The organism is Rathayibacter sp. VKM Ac-2762 (assembly GCF_009866585.1).
In the GTDB taxonomy this organism is placed as follows: Bacteria; Actinomycetota; Actinomycetes; order Actinomycetales; family Microbacteriaceae; genus Rathayibacter.
The window spans coordinates 405,835-424,665 of the sequence record NZ_CP047419.1; the positions used below are offsets into that span (position 1 = coordinate 405,835).

An 18,831-nucleotide genomic window follows, 5' to 3' on the forward strand; every position below is an offset into this window, starting at 1 on the left:
CCGGGCAACCGATGCCCGGCGGGAGCGGCGCTCCCAGGCGGGCTCAGGTGCTGCCAGGGTCCCGTTCAGCGGCCCCTCTACAATGACGCGGTGCCGTCCTCCCCTCCTCGAGCGTCCTCCCGCCCCCTCGCCCGGCTGCGCGAGAACCGCGACTCCGTCGCCGTGCTCTGGGGCGCCTTCGCGCTGGTGCACGTGGTGCTCTCCCTCCTGGCGCTGTTCGCTCCGGGTCTGCCGATGGGCGACGTCAGCATCGTCTACAAGGAGTGGATGAGGACCGCCGTCGAGGGCGGCGGCATCGCCGGGATCGACACGGGCTGGGTCTACCCGATCCTCGCCTGGGGCCCGATCGCCGCCTCCTGGCTCTTCGGCTCGGCGGGCTACGACCTGATGTGGCTCGTCCTCGTCGCGCTCGCCGACGCCGCCGCCTTCGCCCTGCTGCTGCGCGGCCGGTCGGCACCGCGCCTCGCCGGGGCGCGCTGGTGGCTGCTGTTCCTCGTCCTCCTCGGGCCGATCGCGATCGGCCGCATCGACGCCTTCACCGCGCCGCCGGCCATCGCCGGGATGCTCTGGGCGGCGACCCGTCCGGGCGTCGCGGCGCTGCTGCTGACCGTGGCCACCTGGATCAAGGTGTGGCCGGCCGCGATCCTCGCCGCTGCCGTGCTGGTCCTGCGCGGACGGCTGCGGATGATCCTCGTCCCCGCGGTCGCCTCCGTGCTCATCGTGCTCGCGGTCGTCCTCGTCGGCGGCGGGGACCAGGTCTTCAGCTTCGTCACCGACCAGACCGATCGGGGCCTCCAGATCGAGGCCGTCGTGAGCACTCCCTGGATGTGGCTGTCGGTCCTCCCGGGATCGGGGAGCTACGTCTACTACGCCGCCGACATCAACACCTTCGAGATGCACGGGCCCGGCACCGAGTTCGCGGCGAGCCTGATGACCCCGCTGCTCGCTCTGGCCATGCTCGGCGTGGCCCTGCTGGGTGCCCGTGCTCTCGCCCGCCGGGCGGACCCCGCGAGGCTGTTCCCGCTGCTCGCGCTGACCTTCGTGGTCGTGTTCATCGACACCAACAAGGTGCTCTCGCCGCAGTACATCGTCTGGCTCGCGCCGCCGGTGATCGCCGGGCTGATCGCGTGCCGCGACGGCGCGTTCGACCGGCCCGCGAAGCTGACCCTCGTCACTGCGGCTCTGACCCAGGTGGTCTACCCGTACCTCTACCTCTTCCTCCTCTGGTCGCACTGGTGGATGGTGCTCGTGCTGACCGTGCGGAACATCCTCCTCGTGGTGCTGCTCGGCTGGCTGCTGCGCGAGCTGTGGAGGATGGGGACGGCGCGGGTCGTCGCACCCGGCGCCACGACTTCCGCGTCGTCGCTGACCGGCGAGACCCGCCTGGCGCCCCAGGGCTCGTAGGCTCGGAGGGCGCGGGGCCGGCACGCGGTGCGCGCAGTCAAGGAGGCTCCCATGCTCGTCGCATTCTCGGTCGCACCGTCCGGGGGCGAGGCGCCCGACGCGTCCGTCCACGACGCCGTCGCCGCCGCCGTCCGCATCGTCCGCGAGAGCGGCCTGCCGTCGCGGACGACCTCGATGTTCACCGAGATCGAGGGGGAGTGGGACGAGGTCTTCGACGTCGTCAAGCGCGCGACGGAGGCCGTCGGAGCGTTCGGGACGCGCGTGTCGCTCGTCCTGAAGGCGGACATCCGCTCCGGCTACTCGGGCGAGATCGACGGCAAGATCGCCCGGCTGAACGACGCGCTGGGGGAGTAGCGGGTCCGCGCCGAGACCTCTCGTGTCCGGGCTTTCTCGAATCGATTCGACATCCGCCCGATCCTGAGTAGCCTTGACCGGTGACGCTCTCGCCCGCTCGGACCCGCCTCGCCCTGCTCGCCCTCGCGATGGGGGGCTTCGGCATCGGCTCGACCGAGTTCGTCGCGATGGGGCTCCTCCCGCAGCTCGCCGCCGACCTCCTCCCCGGGGTCTGGGCCGCGAGCCAGGAGCAGGCCGTCTCGCAGGCGGGGATGCTGATCTCGGCCTACGCGCTCGGTGTCGTGGTCGGCGCCCCCACCATCGCCGCCGCAGCGGCGCGCTGGCCGCGCAAGAGGCTCCTCCTGACCCTCCTCGTCGCCTTCACCGTCGGGACGATCGGCTCGGCGCTGCTCCCGAGCTTCCCGCTCGTCCTCGCCGCGCGCTTCGTCGCCGCGCTCCCGCACGGCGCCTACTTCGGCATCGCCTCCCTGGTCGCCGCCGACCTGATGGGTCCCGGCAAGCGCGGCAAGGGAGTCGCGTTCGTCCTCTCCGGGCTCACGATCGCGAACGTCGTCGGCGTGCCCGCGATCACCTGGGTCGGGCAGGTGGCCGGCTGGCGCAGCGCCTACCTCGTGGTCGCGGTGCTCTTCGCGCTGACCGTCGTGGCCGTCCAGCTGCTGGTGCCCGCGCAGCCCGGGAATCCGGCGGCGACCGTCCGCAACGAGCTGCGGGCGTTCGGGCGCCTGCAGGTCTGGATGACCCTCCTCGTCGGCGCCATCGGCTTCGGCGGACTCTTCGCGATGTACAGCTACATCTCGCCGCTCGCGACCGAGGTGACGGGCCTGCCGCTCGGCGCGGTCCCGTGGATCCTGGTCGTCATCGGCCTCGGGATGACCGTCGGCAACCTCGTCGGCGGGTGGGCCGCCGACCGCGACGTGCGGCGGGCGCTGGTGGTGTTCTTCGCCGGCGTCGGCGTCTCGCTGATCGGACTCGCGCTGTCGGCCTCGTCGGTCGTCGGGCTGGTGGTGTTCGCGTTCCTCTCGGCGGGCTTCTCGGCGGCCGCGTCGCCCGCGATCCAGACCCGGCTGATGGACGTGGCGCGCGACAGCCAGACGATCGCGGCCGCGCTCAACCACTCCGCCCTCAACATCGGCAACTCGGTGGGTGCCGCGCTCGGCGGCCTGACGATCGCCGCCGGACTGGGCTACCTGTCGCCCATCTGGGTCGGCGTGGGCCTGACCGCGGCCGGAATCGTGCTCGCCTTCGGCAGTATCGCGATCGACCGCGCCCGAGGCACGGTCTACCCGGTCCACCGCGAGCCCGCCCAGCCGGGCACCGGCGGCATCCCGGTCGACGCGCTGTAAGCAGAGCGCGGCCCGGGCCTCTGGAAGACTCTCGGCATGCGCGCCGTGAGCTACTCGTCCTTCTCCGCCCTCCCCGCGATCGTCGAGGTCCCGGAGCCCGTCTGCCCCGTCGACGGCGTCGTCGTCCGCGTCGCGGCGACCGGGGTGTGCCGGAGCGACTGGCACGCGTGGAAGGGGCACGACGACTCGGTCGTCCTGCCGCAGATCCCCGGGCACGAGTTCGCCGGGACGGTGATCGCGACGGGAGCCCAGGTGTCGCTCTTCGCGGTCGGTGACCGGGTCACAGCGCCGTTCGTGTTCGCCTGCGGCGACTGCGAGCAGTGCCGGGAGGGGGCGACGCAGGTGTGCCTCCGGCAGCAGCAGCCGGGATTCACCCTCGACGGGTCGTTCGCCGAGGCGGTGGCCGTGCCGGGTGCGGATCTGAACCTGGTGCGCCTGCCCGACTCCGTCGGCTTCGTCGAGGCGGCCGGTCTCGGCTGCCGCTTCGGGACCGCGTACCACGCCCTGCACGAGCGCGGCCGGGTCGCCCCGGGGGAGTGGGTCGCGGTGCTGGGCTGCGGCGGAGTCGGCCTCTCCGCGGTGATCGTCGCGCTCGCGGCCGGGGCCCGCGTGGTGGCGTCGGACGTCTCCGCCCCGGCGCGGGAGGCCGCGGCCGCGCTCGGGGCGGTGACCGTCCCCGGAGGCGAGGGTGCCGCCGAGGCGATCCGGGCGGCGACCGGAGGAGGGGCGCATCTGGCGATCGACGCCGTCGGAAGCAGCGTCACGGCGGAGGCGTCGATCGCCGCCCTGCGTCCGCGGGGCCGGCACGTGCAGGTGGGTCTGCTCCTCGGGCCCGACGCGGCACCGGCGATCCCGCTCGGCCGGGTCATCGCCCAGGAGCTGGAGCTGCTGGGCAGCCACGGCATCGCCCGGAGCGGCTACACGGCCCTCCTCGACGACGTCGTCGCCGGCCGTCTGCGCCCCGCCGACTCCGTCGGCCGCATCATCGCCTTCGAGGACCTGCCCGCCGCCCTCGTCGCGATGGACGCCCCCGCCGCCACGCCCGGCATGACGGTCGCCGTCCTGGCCCCCTGACGCTGGCCCGCAGGAGCACGGGTAGTCCGGTCCGGTGGTTCTCGATGCCCCGCGTCCCGCGGCATCTCGACCAGCATCGACCCGTTGTCCGTGCCTGGTGGGTCTCGATGCGCCGCGTCCCACGGCGACTCGACCGGCACGACTCGGGCACGCCCGCCCTGCTCGATCGCAGGAGCAGGTGGCCGCCGCTCGACGAGGTGGAGCCCGCCGACAGCGATCTGCGTGCCGGCGGATCGATGCCGGGCGACGCACCCCGCTCTGCGGAACGCACCACGTCGTGAAGCCGACCGCGCCGCGGCGGGCGGGGACCGCCGCGCCTTCGTGGAGCCCGCCGACAGCGATCCGCGTGCCAGCGGATCGATGCCGGGCGACGCACCCCGCTCTGGGGAACGCACCCCGTCGTGAAGCCGACCGCGCCGCGGCGGGCGGGGACCGCCGCGGAAGAGGACTCAGTCCGTCTCGATGAGGATCCCGTCGTGGATGGCGCGCTTGCGGAGCGCCACCTTCGTGCCGACGTCGATGCCGACGACGCGGTACTTCTCGCGGATCCGCTTGAGGTACGACTTCGCCGTCTCCTCCGAGATGCCCAGCTCGAACGCGACCGACTTCACCGGCTCGCCGCCGCCGTAGAGGGCCATCACTCGGCGCTCCTGCGCGCTGAGCTTCGGCGCTCCGTCGGAGTCGCCGGTGGAGAGCGCCATGTCGAGCTCGTGCGAGATGTAGGAGTGGCCGTCCTTGGCCGCGCGGATCGCCTCGACGATCATGTCCGCGTCCTCGGTCTTCACCAGGTAGCCGAGGGCTCCGGAGGCGAGCGCCTCGCGGACCACGGCGGGCTCGGAGTAGGTGCTCATCAGCACGGTCTTCACCCCGGTGGTCTTGAGGGTCGAGAGCTTCACCGAGATCGGGATGTTGTCCTTGAGGTCGAGGTCGAGGAGGACGACGTCGACGGGGAACTCGGGGTGCGTGAGCAGCTCGGGCCAGGAGGCGACCGCGGCCACCAGCTGGATGTCGGAGGCGGCTCCGCGGATCCACTCCGTGAGCGCCCCGAGGAGCATCTTGTGGTCGTCCACGACCGCGAGAGTGATCTTCGCGTCAGCGGTGGGTGTCATCGGTGTCCTTCGGTCGGCGGTCGTCGGCGGTCTCTCGGCGGCTGCTCACCGGTCGGCGGGATTCTCGACCAGGCAGTCGATCTCGATCCGGAGCTCCCCGTCGCGCGAGATGTCGCGGAAGACGCCGACCTGAGCGATAGCCTCCCACGTCGCAGGATCGACGCCGCGCAAGGGCGCGCCTGAGGAGCGGAGCGTGATCGGCACGAGCAGTCCTCGGGCGGCCGTCCCGGCTCCGGGATCGCGGGGGCTGCCCGACTCGACGTGGAGGACCACGGCGAGCCCGGTCGCGCTGTCGGCGATCAGCCAGATCGCCGAGAGGAGCCCGTCGCGCTGCTGGTGCCCGAGGAGTCCGGCGGTGCCGTCCGGGTCGTCGAGCTCGACGAGCGGCGCGAGCAGCTCGGACTCGAGCACGGCGTGGTGCAGCCAGGTCTCGCGCCGCCCCTCGATGAGGTGGAGGCGGAGCTGGGTGGCGAGTGAGGTCGCGTGCGCGGCGCGCTGAGCGTCGAGGGGCAGGCGGACCGAGCCGTCGCCCACCTCGGCGAGGAGGCGCTCGGCGGCGAGGTCGAGCCGTGCGAGCTCCTCCGAGGCGAGCATCCCGACCGCGTAGCGCGGGCCGAGCGTGGTGCTCTGCACGAGGGCGCGGTCGATCTCGAGCTGGACCATCCGGCGGAACCCGCGCATCATCACGACCACGACGACGGCCGGCGCGATCGTCACCACGAGGGCGCTGATGCGCACCGAGAGCGCGCCCGCGCCGCCCGACTCCATCGAGAGGAACGCGATCACCTCGGCGATCGCGACGAGGGCGCTCACCGCGAGGATCTCGACCCCGCGCCGGTGGACGATCAGCGCGGCGTGCGCGACGGCGCCCGCGACCGCGGCGGTGGGGACGGTGCGGGCCGCGCCGGAGTCGGTCACGGCCACCAGGTCGAGCACGACGGCGGCTCCGAGGGCGACGAGGAAGCAGAGGTAGACCGGGAGCGGCAGGCGGCGTCCGCCGAGGTGGATCGCGAGGACGGTGGACCCGAAGGCCAGGACGACGAGGACCCAGGCGATCGCCGCGGGTGCGAGGTCGCTGTAGCGGGCGGAGGTCGAGAGGAAGATCAGCAGCTCGTAGGCGAGGATCGCGGCGGCGATGCCGTTGAGGCCGCTGCCGAGGTAGTTGGTGCCGAGCCCCTCCTGCTGGCGGCGGACCGAGCGGGCGGACCGGGAGGAGCGGCCGTGCGTCGCGGGCACGCGTCCCAGCAGCGGGGCCCGCGACTCCGGCCCGGGGCTCACTTGGGGACCTCCAGCACCACGGTCGTCCCCGATCCGGGGGCGCTGAACAGTCTGGTGCGGCCGCCGACGTCGCCGAGCCGGGCGATCACCGACTCCTTGAAGCCGAGCTTCGTGTCGGGGACGGTCGCGATGTCGAAGCCCGCGCCCGCGTCCGTGACCATCGCGCGGACGGTCGTCTCGTCCTCGGTGATCGTCACGTCGGCCGAGGCGACGCCGGAGTGGCGGCGCACGTTCTCGAGGCACTCCGCCAGGGCGAGCACGAAGGAGTCGAGGGCCGCGCCGGTGAGCGCCACCTGGCCGGAGCCGTGCCAGATCACGTCGAGCCCCATCCGGCCGAAGCGGTTGCGGACGGTCTCGAGGGTGTTGGCCGCGGGGGCGGAGGTGACGCTGGTCAGCTGGTAGGAGCCGGACGCGCTCGGGGTGGGGGTCCCGCCGAGCCGGAGCTGGCGCAGGAGCTGCGCGTCCTGCGCCGCCTGCTGCCGGAGCGCGTCGACCGACACTCCGCGGCCCGAGTGCGCGAGGAGCGTGAGGGTGGCCAGCACCGTGTCGTGCAGGAGCCGCGCGCCCTGCCGGCGCTGCGCCTCCGTCTCGCTGGCGAGGCGCTCCACACGGTGCGCGTTGCCGATGCTGTCGATCCGCCGCACCACCCGCGGGACCGCTGTGCCGATCCAGAGGGCGAAGCCGCAGAGCGTGCCCCAGGGCAGCAGGCTCTGGACGACCACGGTGGGGATCATGGTGCCGCTCGAGACGAGCACCGACGGGATCAGGCTCGGGAGGAGCACCGGCAGCAGCAGGAGCAGGCGGCGCGCGGACGTCGTCACGACCACGGCGATGCTCGCGGTCACGGCGTTCGCGGTGTTGACCAGGACGAACCCGGCGAAGTCGGCGCCCGGAGCGAGCCCCAGGGCGAGGCCCCAGCCCAGCAGCAGGCCGCCGACGGCGACCGTGATCACGCGGCTGCGGCGCCCCGTCCGGGCGAGCTCGACGTGGGCGGCCATCATGCCCAGGAGCAGCGCGACGGCGAACGGCACGGCGGCGGGCTGGAGCGTTCCGGGGATGAGGGCCATGCCGAGCGCCCCCGCTTCCGTGAGCAGGCCGATCCCGCAGGCGGAGTGGCGCAGCAGCCGGTCGCGCTCGCGGGCGCTGCGGATCATCGGCACGCTCTGGCCCCCTCCGGTCGTGGCGCGGGGCTGGCCCCCGTCTCACGATAGCCACTGCCCGGGCCGGTCGGAGCGGTTCGGGGCGTCGAACCGCGCCGGGGTCGGGCGGGTCAGGCCGTCGCGGGATGCGCCAGCAGCCGGGCGAGGTGCGCGCCGACCGCGTCGTCCTCGATGAGGAACCCGTCGTGGCCGAACGTCGAGGTGATCACCGCGACCTCTCCGCCGTCGAGGGCGCCGGGAGCGTGCGCCGCGATGATCCGCTGGCCCTCGACCGGGAAGAGCCGGTCGCTGTCGATGCCGAGGACGAGGGTCGGGCTGGTGATCCGGGAGAGGGCGGCCGCCTCGCCGCCCCGGCCGCGGCCGACGTCGTGCGAGTTCATCGCCTCGACGAGCGTGATGTAGCTGTTCGCGTCGAAGCGGCGCGTGAACTTGTTGCCGTGGAAGTCGAGGTACGACTCCACGGCGAAGCGGCCGCCGCCGCCGAGCGGGCTGAGCCCCGACTGCCAGCTGCGCTCGAAGCGGTCGTTGAGCTCGGAGGGGCTGCGGTAGTTGAGCAGTGCCATCCGGCGGGCGAGCGCGAGGCCGTGGTACGGGCCCTGGCCGTCGCCGGCGTCGTAGTAGGAGCCGCCCGCGAAGGCCGCGTCGTTGCGGATCGCCTCGAGCTGCACGAAGTTGAGGGCGATCTGGTCGGCCGTGGCCCGCGGGGGAGCGGCCAGAACCGCGAGGCGCGCGACCCGCTCCGCGTGGTCGATCCCCCACTCCAGCGCCTGCATCCCGCCCATCGAGCCGCCGATGACGGTGTGCCAGCGCTCGACGCCGAGCAGGTCGCTGAACTGCACCTGTGCCCGCACCTGGTCGCGGATGCTCGTGTACGGGAACCGTGCGCCCCACTCGTGGCCGTCGGGGGCGAGGGACGCGGGACCGCTGGAGCCCTGGCAGCCGCCGAGCATGTTCGGGGCGACCACGAAGAAGCGGTCGGTGTCGATCACGAGGCCGGGGCCGACGAGTCCCGACCACCAGCCGTCCGTCGCGTGGCCGGGATCGCCGCGGCCGAGCAGGTGGGAGTCGCCGGTCAGCGCGTGCAGGACGAGGACGGCGTTGTCGCGGCGCTCGTTCAGAGCGCCCCAGCTCTCGTAGGCGATGCGGGCGTGGGGGAGGCGGCCGCCCGCCTCGAAGTCGAACGGGCCGAGGTCGACGAAGCGGCGTCCGCCAGGGTGGTCGCCGTCGCGCCAGGCTCCGGTGGCGGGCGGCTTGCCGATGACCGAGAGGAGCTGGCGCTCGGTGACGAACGCCGACGGGACCGTGTCCTCGAGTGTCTGCTGCCAGTCCATAGCGCTGTCCATCGTGTCAGAGCGCCGCGGGGCGGAGCCGTTTGTTACGCCCTGCTCCCGCGCTCCTCCGCCCGCGCGCGGAGCGCCCCGACGCGATCCCCGCGGACGGGGACCCCGTCAGGGCGCCGAGGGGCCTCAGGCGTTCGCGCGGGAGGCCTCGACGACGGCGCGCGCGGCGCGGAGGGCCTGGTCGAGGTCGGCGCGGAGGTCGTCGACGTTCTCGAGTCCCACCGACAGGCGCACCAGGCCCGGAGTGACGCCGGCGGTCAGCTGCTGCTCGGGCGAGAGCTGCGAGTGCGTGGTCGACGCGGGGTGGATGACGAGCGAGCGGACGTCGCCGATGTTGGCCAGGTGCGAGAACAGCTCCAGCGAGTCGACGAAGGCCCGGCCGGCGTCCACTCCGCCCTTGAGCTCGAATGAGAGCACCGCGCCCACGCCCTTCGGCGCGTAGCGGTTGGCCGCGGCGTACCAGGGCGAGGTCGGCAGGCCCGAGTAGTTCACCGAGGCGATGTCGGAGTGGTTCTCGAGGTACTCCGCGATCTCCTGCGCGTTCTGCACGTGGCGCTCGATCCGGAGCGAGAGGGTCTCGATGCCCTGGATGAGCTGCCAGGCGCTCGCCGGGGCGATCGAGGCGCCGAGGTCGCGCAGGAGCTGCACGCGGGCCTTGATGATGTAGGCGAGGGAGTCGCCGACCGCGGCGGTGTAGACGGCGCCGTGGTACGACTCGTCCGGCGTGGTGAGGCCGGGGAAGCGCTCGGCGTTCGCGGTCCACGAGAAGCGGCCGCCGTCGACGATCGCTCCGCCGATGACCGTGCCGTGGCCGCCGAGGAACTTCGTCGCCGAGTGCACGATGATGTCCGCGCCGTGCTCGAAGGGGCGGATCAGGTAGGGCGTCGCGATGGTGTTGTCCACGATCAGGGGCACGCCGGCGTCGTGCGCGACATCGGCCACGGTGCGGATGTCGAGGATGTTGATCTTGGGGTTGCCGACGGTCTCGGCGAAGAACAGCTTCGTGTTCGGGCGGACGGCGCGGCGCCACTCCTCGCGGTCGTCCTGGTTCTCGACGAAGGTCGTCTCGATGCCGAGCTTGGCGAGGGTGTACTTGAAGAGGTTGTAGGTGCCGCCGTAGATCGAGGACGACGAGACGATGTGGTCGCCGGCCTGGGCGATGTTCAGCACTGCCGCGGTCTCGGCGGCCTGGCCCGAGGCGAGCAGCAGGGCGCCGGAGCCGCCCTCGAGGGCGGTGAGCCGCTCCTCCACGACCGCCTGCGTCGGGTTCTGGATACGGGTGTAGATGTTCCCGAACTCGGCCAGCGCGAACAGGTTCTGGGCGTGCTCCGCGTTGTCGAAGACGTAGGAGGTGGTCTGGTAGATCGGCGTCGCGCGGGCCTTGGTCACCGGGTCCGGCGCGGCGCCCGAGTGGATCTGCTTGGTCTCGAACTGCCACTTCTCGGAGTCGGTCATGGTGCTTCCCATCGGATCGTCGGGGTCGGGGACGGGGCCGTTCTCCGTCGCGACGAGCGTACGCGGGGGCCCGCCGGGCGGCCAGGACCGCCGACACACGGGGTAACGGCCGTCAGCGCCGCTCGGGCTGCCGGTCGCGCTTGGCGCCCGTGGGGTCGGCGCGGTCCGGGCGCCGGGGCCTCTCGTCGGCCGCCGGGGCGAAGAGCCAGGCCGCGCGGGGCTCGACCATCCGGTGGAAGACGGTGCGGGTCCAGCCCAGTGAGAGCGCGACCGAGACCGCGATGCAGAACACGATCATCAGCACGAGGGCGAGCGTGCTCTCCGTCCGCGAGAGGATCCCGGACTCCCGCAGCGGATAGAGGACGAAGCTGTGGAGGAGGTAGACGTACATCGTCGACTGCCCCCAGGCGGTGAGCGGGGTGCGGCGGCGCGGAACCAGCGCGAAGAGCGCGAGCGAGAGCACGACCGCTCCGGCCATCAGGGCCAGCCGCACCAGCCCGGCCCACCACTGGGTCTCGCCGAGGGCGTCGTAGGGGCGGTCGTAGAAGAACCAGTAGCGCAGGTCCGCCGCTCGGAACGCCTCGATGTTGACGGTCATGACGACCGCCGTGACCGCGAAGAGGACGACGGCGAGGATCCGGGCGAGGAGCACCCGCGACGGCGGCTGATCGAGCCAGCGGTCGACGGCGGAGCGGCCGCCGGGGGCGAAGCCGCGCAGGCGCCAGCCGAACACGAAGAACGGCAGGATCCCGATCGCGCGCGCGAGCGAGAAGGTCGAGTCGATGTTGTCGTAGTAGCTGACCCCGACCGCGAGCACCACGCTGATCAGCAGCGGCCAGCGCAGCAGCGCCAGGTAGGGGAGGACGAGGCGGAAGATGCCCAGCGCGAGCAGGAACCACAGCGTCCAGCTCGGCTTCGTCGGGTTGAACTCCTGCTTCCCCTCGACCAGGAACTGCACCAGGGTCCAGATCGTCTCCATGATCAGGTAGGGCAGGAGGATGTCGGTCAGCACCCGCCGCATCGCGCGCCCGCTCGGTGCGCCGCTCTTGGAGAAGTAGCCCGAGATGATCGCGAACGCCGGCATGTGGAAGGCGTAGATCGTCAGGTAGACGATGAGCGAGGTGTCGGAGTTGGCCGTCAGCCGCTGGACGCCGTGCCCGATCACGACGAGGGTCACGCAGACGAAGCGCGCGTTGTCCCAGAGGGGTACGCGGCGCTTCGGGGTGACGGCTGTCCCGGCGGTCGCGGGAACCGGGTCGGCGGGCGGCACGCGGCCAGACTAGCGTTGGGCTGCGACGACGGAGTCGAGGGTGTCCGAGGCTTGACGGAAGGGGACGGGCGTGGATCGACGCGTTGTCGTGACAGGAGCGAGTTCAGGGATCGGGGCGGCCACGGTCCGCCTGTTCCGCGAGCACGGCTGGGAGGTCGTCGCCGTCGCGCGCCGGCGCGACCGGCTGGAGGCGCTCGCCGCGGAGACCGGCGCCGGGTACTTCGCCGCCGACCTCACCGACGCCGCCCAGGTCGACGCTCTGCGCGACCACCTCGCCTCCTCCGGGCCCGTGCACGCCCTCGTGAACAACGCGGGCGGCGCGCTCGGACTCGACTCGGTCGAGAGGTCCGACCCCGAGGACTGGCGCCGCATGTTCGAGATCAACGTGCTCTCGGTGAAGCTCGTGACCAGCGCGCTGCTCCCGCTGCTGCGCGCCGGGATCCGGGGGAGCGGCACCTCCGCGGACATCGTGACGGTCACCTCGATCGCCGGCCACGTCGCCTACGAGGGCGGAGGCGGGTACAACGCCGCCAAGCACGCCGCGCACGCGCTGGTCGCCGTGCTGCGGCTCGAGCTGGCCGGCGAGCCGATCCGCGTGATCGAGATCGCGCCGGGGATGGTGCACACGGACGAGTTCTCGCTGGTCCGCTTCGGCGGCGACCGGGAGCGCGCCGACGCGGTCTACGCCGAGGTCCCCGACCCGCTCGTCGCGGAGGACGTCGCCGCTGCGATCGTCTCCTCGGTGGAGCTCCCCGCCCACGTCAACCTCGACCTGGTGACCATCAAGCCGGTCGCGCAGGCGGCCCCGCACAAGGTCGCGAAGGGACCCCTGGCCCCGCGCGCCTGACCGATGTGACGCGGAGGCCCGCGACGGCCTAGCCTGTCCCTCATGGTTTCCGACGCCGACGACTCCGCCGCCCTCCTCGCCGCCACGGAGAAGGAGGTGCTCGGCTGGCTCGAGTTCGGCGACGCCGCTCGGCACCTGGCCGACGACGTGGTCGCGTCGGGCTACCGGCCGGAGCTGGTCGTCGCCATCGCGCGCGGCGGTCTGCTCCTCGCGGGCGCCGTGGCCTACGCGCTCGGCATCAAGAGCTGCGGCGCGCTGAACGTCGAGTTCTACACCGGCGTCGAGGCGCGCCTGGCGGAGCCCGTGGTGCTGCCGCCGCTGCTCGACGAGGCGTCCGTGCGCGGCAAGCGCATCCTCCTGGTCGACGACGTCTCCGACTCCGGCCACACCCTCGCCCTCTCGGTGAAGCTCATCCGCGCGATGGGTGCCGAGGTGCGCACCGTGACCCTCTACACGAAGCCGCGCACGGTGCTCGAGCCCGATTTCTTCTGGCGCCGCACCCCGCGCTGGATCGTCTTCCCCTGGTCGGCTCTGCCCCCGGTGGACGGAGCCCTCGCCGAGGACGACGAGTGAGCGTCCACCTGATCGGCGGCGGAGGCGGCGTCGAGCACGACCAGCAGCTGTACGGGGCGTTCCTCGCGGAGGCGCGCGCCCACGCGGTCGACGCCGGCCGGATCGAGGGCCCGCACATCGCGATCGTCGTCGTCCACGACGGGCTCGGCCCGGAGGCCTACGCCGGCTACGCGGCACTGCTCGCGACGGTCGGCCCGCTCGACGCGTTCGCCGTGATGAAGCCGGAGGGCGGCCGGATCGATCCCGCGGTCTTCGACGACGTCGACGGGATCTTCGTCGGCGGAGGGCTGACCCCGGCCTACCGCGACGCGCTCGAGGCCTGCTTCCCGCGGCTGCGCGATCTCGTCTCCTCCGGAGTGCCGTACGCCGGCTACTCGGCGGGAGCCGCCGTCGCGGCCGACCGCGCCCTCGTCGGCGGCCACCGGATCGGCGGCGTCGCCGTCGTCCCGGAGGGCGCGGCGGAGGAGCTCGACGAGGTCACGGTGCTCGAGGGCATCGGTCTCATCGACGTGACGGTCGACGTGCACGCGGCGCAGTGGGGGACCCTCGGCCGCCTGGTCGCGGCCGTCGAGGCGGGCCTGGTCGACGGCGGCGTCGCGCTCGACGAGTCCACCGTGCTGATCGTCGGCACCGGCGCGCTCCGCGTCGGCGGCGCCGGCTCGGTGTGGCGCGTCAGCGGCAGCGACGCCGGAGTCGTCGTCGCGACGCTCGCGGCGGGCTGACCCGGTGGACCTCGCGGAGCTCGCGGCCTCGGGACTGATCGACAGGGGCTGGGCGGAGGCGCTCACCCCCGTCGCCGGGGACATCGCCGCGATGGGCGACTTCCTCCGCGGCGAGGTCGCGGCCGGCCGGCCCTACCTCCCCGCGGGCCGCGACGTGCTCCGCGCCTTCGCCGCACCCCTCGCGGACGTGCGCGTCCTCATCGTCGGACAGGACCCGTACCCGACGCCCGGGCACCCGATCGGGCTGTCCTTCGCGGTCGAGCGCCACGTGCGCCCGCTGCCGAGGAGCCTGCAGAACATCCACCGCGAGCTCCGGGACGACCTCGGCGTCGAGCCGCCCGAGCACGGCGACCTCAGCGGCTGGACCTCGAGCGGCGTGATGCTGCTCAACCGGGTCCTCACCGTCGCCCCCGGCTCTCCCGCCTCGCACCGCGGGAAGGGCTGGGAGGCGGTCACCGAGCACGCGATCCGCACGCTGGCCGCCCGGGACGCGCCTCTCGTCGCGATCCTCTGGGGCCGCGACGCCGCGTCGCTCCGCCCGATGCTGGGGGAGGCCGGAGTGATCGAGAGCGCGCACCCCAGCCCGCTGTCGGCCTCGCGCGGCTTCTTCGGCTCCCGGCCGTTCAGCCGCGCCAACGCCCTCCTGGAGGAGCGCGGCGCGGAGCCGGTCGACTGGAGCGCTCTCGCGTGACCGGGCGCTCGCCCGCGGGGCGGCTACGCTGGCCCGGATCGATGGGCGGAGCCGAAGGGGAGCCGGATGCTTGAGGAAGAGTACGAGAGCCGGCGCGTCCTGCCGCCGCACCTGCGGAAGGCGCCGCCTCCCGAGCCCGGCTTCTCGTTCGAGATCCGCGACGCCCGCGACGCCGACCTCCCGGACATCCGCGAGATCTACAACCACTACGTGCGCAACACGGTGGTGACCTTCGACGAGGACGACTCGACGCTGAAGGAGTGGCGGACGAAGTTCTCCCGCAACCAGAAGCTCGGGCTGCCCTTCATCGTGGCCGTCTCGCCGTCGGGCCAGATCCTCGGCTACGCGATGGTGTCGCCGTGGTCCTCCAAGCGGGCGTACCGCTTCACCGTGGAGAACTCGATCTACCTGCGGGCGGCCTCCACCGGCAAGGGCCTCGGCCGGGCGCTGATGGCCGAGCTCCTCGAGCGCGCGAAGGCCGTGGGGATCCGTCAGATCATGGCCGTCATCGCTGACAAGGGCGCGGAGGCGTCGCTGGCGATGCACGCGCAGTTCGGATTCGTCGAGGTCGGCCGGATGGGCCGCGTCGGCTTCAAGTTCGAGCGCTGGCTCAGCACCGTCCTGCTGCAGAAGACCCTCAAGTAGGGCCGACCCGCCCCTGCGAATGCGCCTCATCGACAGGTGCCGGGGAGCGCGCCGTCCCTACACTGGACGGCATGGAATGGCTCGTCCCGCTCATCGTCGTCGTCGCGCTCGTCGTCATCCTCGGGGTCTACCTCTGGGCGACGTACAACTCGCTGGTCACCCTCAACGTCCGCGTGGACGAGGCGTGGAGCGACATCACCGTCCAGCTGAAGCGCCGCGCGGATCTGATCCCCAACGTGATCGACTCCGTGAAGGGCTACGCCTCGCACGAGCGCCAGGTCTTCGAGTCGGTGACGCAGGCTCGCGCCGAGACGCTGCAGGCCCAGGGCCCGGCGGAGGCGTCGGTCGCCGAGGACCACATGCAGAGCGCGCTGAAGTCGATCTTCGCGGTCGCGGAGGCGTACCCCCAGCTGCAGGCGAGCCAGAACTTCCTCCAGCTGCAGGGCGAGCTGGTCGACACCGAGGACAAGATCCAGTCGGCCCGGCGCTTCTACAACGGCGGCGTGCGCGAGATGAACACCAAGGTGAAGGTCTTCCCGAACACGCTCTTCTCGCGTCGGCTCGGCTTCTCGGAGCGCGAGTTCTTCGAGGTCGGCGATCTCGCCGCGATCTCGGAGCCCCCGCGCGTCCAGTTCTAGGCAGCCGCCGTGTACAGCGCGATCGCCCGCAACAAGCGCAACACGGTCCTGATCCTCGTCCTGTTCCTGGCGATCATCGGCGGCCTGGGCGCCCTGGCGGCAGCGGTCTACCGCAGCACGACGATCGTCGTGGTGGTGCTCGTGATCGCCGCCGCTTACGCGTTCTTCCAGTACTTCTTCGCCGCTCGCCAGGCGGTCGCGCTCAGCGGCGGCGTGGCGGTGGAGAAGGCGGACGAGCCGAGGCTCTACCGCATCGTCGAGAACCTCTCGATCGCGACGGGCACGCCGATGCCGAAGGTGTACCTGATCGACGACCCGGCGCCGAACGCGTTCGCGACCGGCCGTGACCCCGAGCACGCCGTCGTGGCTGCGACGACGGGCCTGCTCGCGATCATGGACGACGCCGAGCTGGAGGGCGTGATGGCCCACGAGCTGGGCCACGTCCGCAACTACGACATCCGCGTCTCGATGATGGTCTTCGGTCTCGTCGTCGCGGTGGGCTTCCTCTCGGACGCCTTCCTCCGCCTGGCCTTCTTCGGGCGGGGCGGCAACGGCAACGGCGGGGGCAACCCGGCGCTCCTGATCGTCGGGCTGGTGTCGATGGTCCTCGCGCCGATCGTCGCCTCGGTCGTGCAGCTCTCGATCTCCCGCCAGCGCGAGTACCTCGCCGATGCCACCGGTGCGCTGACGACCCGCCACCCCGACGCCCTCGCCCGCGCCCTGCTCAAGCTCGAGTCCGCGGGCCGGCCGATGCAGCGGCAGAACAGCTCGATGGCGCACCTCTGGATCGCCGACCCGTCGAAGCCGGGAGTGGTCGCGCGCCTCTTCGCGACCCACCCGCCGATCGCGGACCGCGTCGCCCGCCTCTCCGAGATGGGATCGCGCTTCTAGCAGGCCGATCCGGCCGACGCCCCGTCGACGATCGCCGCCCGCCCGGATCCCGCCCCTGGCAGCGGGGCACGCGCCACCGCGCCGGACGGGACGTCATCCGGTCGGAGCCGCCAGCGGACCGCCGTCGACGGTCGTCAGGTACTCGGCGAAGACCGGCGCCGGGTCGATGCCGCTCGCGGCCGCGTCGACCAGCGCCCGCCGGACCAGGGCGAGGACGACGGTGGCCAGGACGGCCGCCCGGTGCGGGGACGTGCGGCCGAGCCCCATCCGCTCCGCGAGGAACGGCGTCAGCGCCTCCTCGCCGTCGTGCAGCGACTGCGCCCAGACCGCGCGCATCGCCGAGGTCTCGGTGAGCAGGGGGATCAGCCGGAGGGTGCGGTCGAGCTGGGGACCGGAGGCCGCCGCGGCGAAGGCGTGACCGAGCGCCGCGTTCAGCGGCTCGGCGGCCGGGCGCTCGAGGAGTGCGCGTCCCATCGCGGCGATCGCGGCGGCGAGCACCGGACGCACGCAGTCCTCCTTCCCGCCGAGGTACCGGTGGAAGGTCCGGAGGGAGACGCCGGCCGCGTGGGCGAGCTCGCCCGTGCCGACCCCGACGACGCTCCCGCGCTCGAGCAGACGGGCGACGCAGCGCTCCGACAGCGCCAGCGCCAGGACGCCGCCGGGCGCGCTCACGCGATCCTCCGCAGTGCTGCGGCGAGGGCGGCCGCGAGGTCGCCGCGACCGACGACCTCGACGGCGTCGAGGCCCTGCCAGTCCGCCGCCTCGACCAGCAATGCGGCGAGCCGCTCCGGCGTGTCGGCCGGGGCCCCCGGCTCGAGCCAGGCGGCCTGCACGAGGAGGACCCGGCGCTTGCGCTCGCTCTTGAGGTCGACCCGTGCAGCGATCACGTCGTCGAGGAGCACGGGGAGGACGTAGTAGCCGTGGACCCGCTGCTCGGCCGGGGTGTAGATCTCGATCCGGTAGTGGAAGCCGAAGAACAGCTCGGCTCTCGGCCGGTGCCAGACCACGGGGTCGAACGGCGAGAGGAGCGCGTCCGCCCGGAGCGTGCGGGGGCGTCGGGCATCGACGTGCCGCCAGAGCGGCACGGGTCGCCCGCCCCGCTCCCAGCCGCGCACCTCGACGCGCTCGAGCTCGCCCGCCTCGACCAGCTCGTCGATCGCGACGCGCGTGGGGGACTGGAGCAGCCGGTGGTAATCGGCCAGGTCGCCGAGGGTGCCGATCCCATGGGCCCGGGCCGCCCGGCGCACGAGCTCGCGGACGGCGTCGGGGAGGGGCACGTCGGCATCGAGCACCGCGCTCGGGAGGAGCCGCTCGGCGAGACCGTAGGAGCGCTCGAAGCGCGTGCGCCCCGCCGTCACCACCTCGCCCCAGCGGAACAGGACCTCGAGGCCGCGCTTGATGTCGGACCAGCCCCACCAGGGCCCCGTGCGGACGTTGGCCTCGTGCTCGATCTCGGAGGCGCGGAGGGGACCGTCGGCGAGCGCGGCGCGGAGCCAGTCGAGGGTGGCGCGGTTCTCGTGGGCCCAGCCCTCGTGCTCGGGCAGGCGGACCCGGCGGTAGTGCTCCATCCGCCAGCGGTAGAGCGGGAGGTCCTCGCGGCGGACGAGGGCGGCCTCGTGGGCCCAGTACTCGACGTAGGGGCCGTCGGGGGAGAAGGCCGCTGCGTCGAGGAGGGAGCGATCGTACGGGCCGAGCCGCGCGAGCAGCGGCAGGTAGTGGCTCCGCTCGAAGACGTTCACCGAGTCGAGCTGGAGCGGGCGGATCCGGTCCACGGCGGCGCGCACCCGGCGCGCGTCGACCCGGGAGGGACGGGGGACGCCGAACCCCTGCGCCGCCAGGGCGATGCGGCGCGCGAGCGCGGGGGTGAGATGCTCGGTCATGGTCCGCCCACGCTAGCGAACGCCCCCGACATCGCCGTCCCCGATTCGGCCCCCGGCGTTCGCCCGGCATTCACCGCCGCGCTCCCTCGCCGTCTCGCGGCGCTCCTACCGTTCCCGAGGCCGTCCCACCGGGGCGGCCCACCCGACTCCTGGAGGA

General features: G+C 73.0%; 19 protein-coding genes. 11 read left to right on the forward strand and 8 right to left on the reverse strand.

What is annotated here, in order from left to right:
- Positions 1-90 precede the first annotated feature (90 nt).
- The 4 genes from GTU71_RS01975 (at position 91) to GTU71_RS01990 (ending at position 4,175) form a co-directional block, all read left to right on the forward strand.
- Positions 91-1,404 (forward strand): glycosyltransferase 87 family protein, encoded by a 1,314-nt coding sequence (locus GTU71_RS01975; RefSeq protein WP_159939187.1) that lies wholly within the window; start codon positions 91-93, stop codon positions 1,402-1,404.
- A 51-nt stretch (positions 1,405-1,455) separates the two neighbouring features.
- On the forward strand, positions 1,456-1,758 hold the full coding sequence (locus tag GTU71_RS01980) for a thiamine-binding protein (protein WP_159939188.1): 303 nt from the start codon (positions 1,456-1,458) through the stop codon (positions 1,756-1,758).
- 128 nt (positions 1,759-1,886) lie between these two features.
- A complete protein-coding gene (locus tag GTU71_RS01985) occupies positions 1,887-3,101 on the forward strand; it encodes an MFS transporter (RefSeq protein WP_104246745.1) in 1,215 nt (404 codons plus the stop codon).
- Positions 3,102-3,137: 36 nt separating this feature from the next.
- Positions 3,138-4,175, forward strand: coding sequence for an alcohol dehydrogenase catalytic domain-containing protein (locus GTU71_RS01990; RefSeq protein WP_159939189.1), 1,038 nt, complete (start codon positions 3,138-3,140; stop codon positions 4,173-4,175).
- A 449-nt stretch (positions 4,176-4,624) separates the two neighbouring features.
- Here GTU71_RS01990 and GTU71_RS01995 read toward each other — a convergent pair whose 3' ends face one another.
- The 6 genes from GTU71_RS01995 to GTU71_RS02020 all read right to left on the reverse strand — a co-directional run bounded on the left by GTU71_RS01995 (position 4,625) and on the right by GTU71_RS02020 (position 11,787).
- Positions 4,625-5,284 carry a response regulator gene (locus tag GTU71_RS01995; protein WP_104224447.1) on the reverse strand — a complete coding sequence of 220 codons (660 nt, stop codon included), beginning with the start codon at positions 5,282-5,284 and terminating at the stop codon, positions 4,625-4,627.
- Positions 5,285-5,329: 45 nt separating this feature from the next.
- On the reverse strand, positions 5,330-6,520 hold the full coding sequence (locus tag GTU71_RS02000; RefSeq protein WP_159939190.1) for a hypothetical protein: 1,191 nt from the start codon (positions 6,518-6,520) through the stop codon (positions 5,330-5,332).
- Between the two features lie 38 nt (positions 6,521-6,558).
- A complete protein-coding gene (locus GTU71_RS02005) occupies positions 6,559-7,716 on the reverse strand; it encodes a histidine kinase (RefSeq protein WP_104339645.1) in 1,158 nt (385 codons plus the stop codon).
- 116 nt (positions 7,717-7,832) lie between these two features.
- On the reverse strand, positions 7,833-9,053 hold the full coding sequence (locus GTU71_RS02010; protein WP_104232776.1) for a homoserine O-acetyltransferase: 1,221 nt from the start codon (positions 9,051-9,053) through the stop codon (positions 7,833-7,835).
- A 135-nt stretch (positions 9,054-9,188) separates the two neighbouring features.
- Entirely contained in the window at positions 9,189-10,517 is a 1,329-nt protein-coding gene (locus GTU71_RS02015; RefSeq protein ID WP_104225507.1) for a bifunctional o-acetylhomoserine/o-acetylserine sulfhydrylase, read from the reverse strand.
- Positions 10,518-10,629: 112 nt separating this feature from the next.
- Entirely contained in the window at positions 10,630-11,787 is a 1,158-nt protein-coding gene (locus tag GTU71_RS02020) for an acyltransferase family protein (protein ID WP_159939191.1), read from the reverse strand.
- Between the two features lie 70 nt (positions 11,788-11,857).
- Here GTU71_RS02020 and GTU71_RS02025 point away from each other — a divergent pair, with 70 nt between their 5' ends.
- The 7 genes from GTU71_RS02025 to GTU71_RS02055 all read left to right on the forward strand — a co-directional run bounded on the left by GTU71_RS02025 (position 11,858) and on the right by GTU71_RS02055 (position 16,794).
- Positions 11,858-12,634 (forward strand): SDR family NAD(P)-dependent oxidoreductase, encoded by a 777-nt coding sequence (locus tag GTU71_RS02025; protein WP_244230607.1) that lies wholly within the window; start codon positions 11,858-11,860, stop codon positions 12,632-12,634.
- 42 nt (positions 12,635-12,676) lie between these two features.
- Complete coding sequence (locus GTU71_RS02030) at positions 12,677-13,207, forward strand: phosphoribosyltransferase (RefSeq protein ID WP_104224441.1); 531 nt, start codon at positions 12,677-12,679, stop codon at positions 13,205-13,207.
- On the forward strand, positions 13,204-13,929 hold the full coding sequence (locus GTU71_RS02035) for a peptidase S51 (RefSeq protein WP_159939192.1): 726 nt from the start codon (positions 13,204-13,206) through the stop codon (positions 13,927-13,929). Before GTU71_RS02030 ends, GTU71_RS02035 begins: the two co-directional genes overlap by 4 nt.
- A gap of 4 nt (positions 13,930-13,933) precedes the next feature.
- Positions 13,934-14,620, forward strand: coding sequence for a uracil-DNA glycosylase (locus GTU71_RS02040; protein WP_104225510.1), 687 nt, complete (start codon positions 13,934-13,936; stop codon positions 14,618-14,620).
- Between the two features lie 66 nt (positions 14,621-14,686).
- The gene (locus tag GTU71_RS02045) at positions 14,687-15,265 is read left to right on the forward strand and encodes a GNAT family N-acetyltransferase (protein WP_104224438.1); all 579 of its coding nucleotides are present in this window, start codon (positions 14,687-14,689) and stop codon (positions 15,263-15,265) included.
- A 71-nt stretch (positions 15,266-15,336) separates the two neighbouring features.
- Positions 15,337-15,903 (forward strand): LemA family protein, encoded by a 567-nt coding sequence (locus GTU71_RS02050; RefSeq protein WP_104225511.1) that lies wholly within the window; start codon positions 15,337-15,339, stop codon positions 15,901-15,903.
- A 9-nt stretch (positions 15,904-15,912) separates the two neighbouring features.
- Complete coding sequence (locus GTU71_RS02055; protein WP_159939193.1) at positions 15,913-16,794, forward strand: M48 family metallopeptidase; 882 nt, start codon at positions 15,913-15,915, stop codon at positions 16,792-16,794.
- Positions 16,795-16,887: 93 nt separating this feature from the next.
- Here the strand turns inward: GTU71_RS02055 and GTU71_RS02060 are convergent, their stop codons facing one another.
- Both GTU71_RS02060 and GTU71_RS02065 read right to left on the reverse strand, forming a co-directional pair.
- Positions 16,888-17,466, reverse strand: coding sequence for a TetR/AcrR family transcriptional regulator (locus GTU71_RS02060; RefSeq protein WP_104224435.1), 579 nt, complete (start codon positions 17,464-17,466; stop codon positions 16,888-16,890).
- A complete protein-coding gene (locus GTU71_RS02065) occupies positions 17,463-18,674 on the reverse strand; it encodes a crosslink repair DNA glycosylase YcaQ family protein (RefSeq protein WP_159939194.1) in 1,212 nt (403 codons plus the stop codon). The genes GTU71_RS02060 and GTU71_RS02065 overlap by 4 nt, the downstream gene beginning before the upstream one ends.
- Between the last annotated feature and the right edge of the window lie 157 nt (positions 18,675-18,831).

Coding starts and splice junctions, on each gene's coding strand:
- GTU71_RS01980 (WP_159939188.1), top strand. CDS start 1,456: ATGCTCGTCGCATTCTCGGTCGCACCGTCCGGGGGCGAGGCGCCCGAC.
- GTU71_RS01985 (WP_104246745.1), top strand. CDS start 1,887: ATGGGGGGCTTCGGCATCGGCTCGACCGAGTTCGTCGCGATGGGGCTC.
- GTU71_RS01990 (WP_159939189.1), top strand. CDS start 3,138: ATGCGCGCCGTGAGCTACTCGTCCTTCTCCGCCCTCCCCGCGATCGTC.
- GTU71_RS01995 (WP_104224447.1), bottom strand. CDS start 5,284: ATGACACCCACCGCTGACGCGAAGATCACTCTCGCGGTCGTGGACGAC.
- GTU71_RS02005 (WP_104339645.1), bottom strand. CDS start 7,716: ATGATCCGCAGCGCCCGCGAGCGCGACCGGCTGCTGCGCCACTCCGCC.
- GTU71_RS02010 (WP_104232776.1), bottom strand. CDS start 9,053: ATGGACTGGCAGCAGACACTCGAGGACACGGTCCCGTCGGCGTTCGTC.
- GTU71_RS02015 (WP_104225507.1), bottom strand. CDS start 10,517: ATGACCGACTCCGAGAAGTGGCAGTTCGAGACCAAGCAGATCCACTCG.
- GTU71_RS02030 (WP_104224441.1), top strand. CDS start 12,677: ATGGTTTCCGACGCCGACGACTCCGCCGCCCTCCTCGCCGCCACGGAG.
- GTU71_RS02045 (WP_104224438.1), top strand. CDS start 14,687: ATGCTTGAGGAAGAGTACGAGAGCCGGCGCGTCCTGCCGCCGCACCTG.
- GTU71_RS02050 (WP_104225511.1), top strand. CDS start 15,337: ATGGAATGGCTCGTCCCGCTCATCGTCGTCGTCGCGCTCGTCGTCATC.
- GTU71_RS02065 (WP_159939194.1), bottom strand. CDS start 18,674: ATGACCGAGCATCTCACCCCCGCGCTCGCGCGCCGCATCGCCCTGGCG.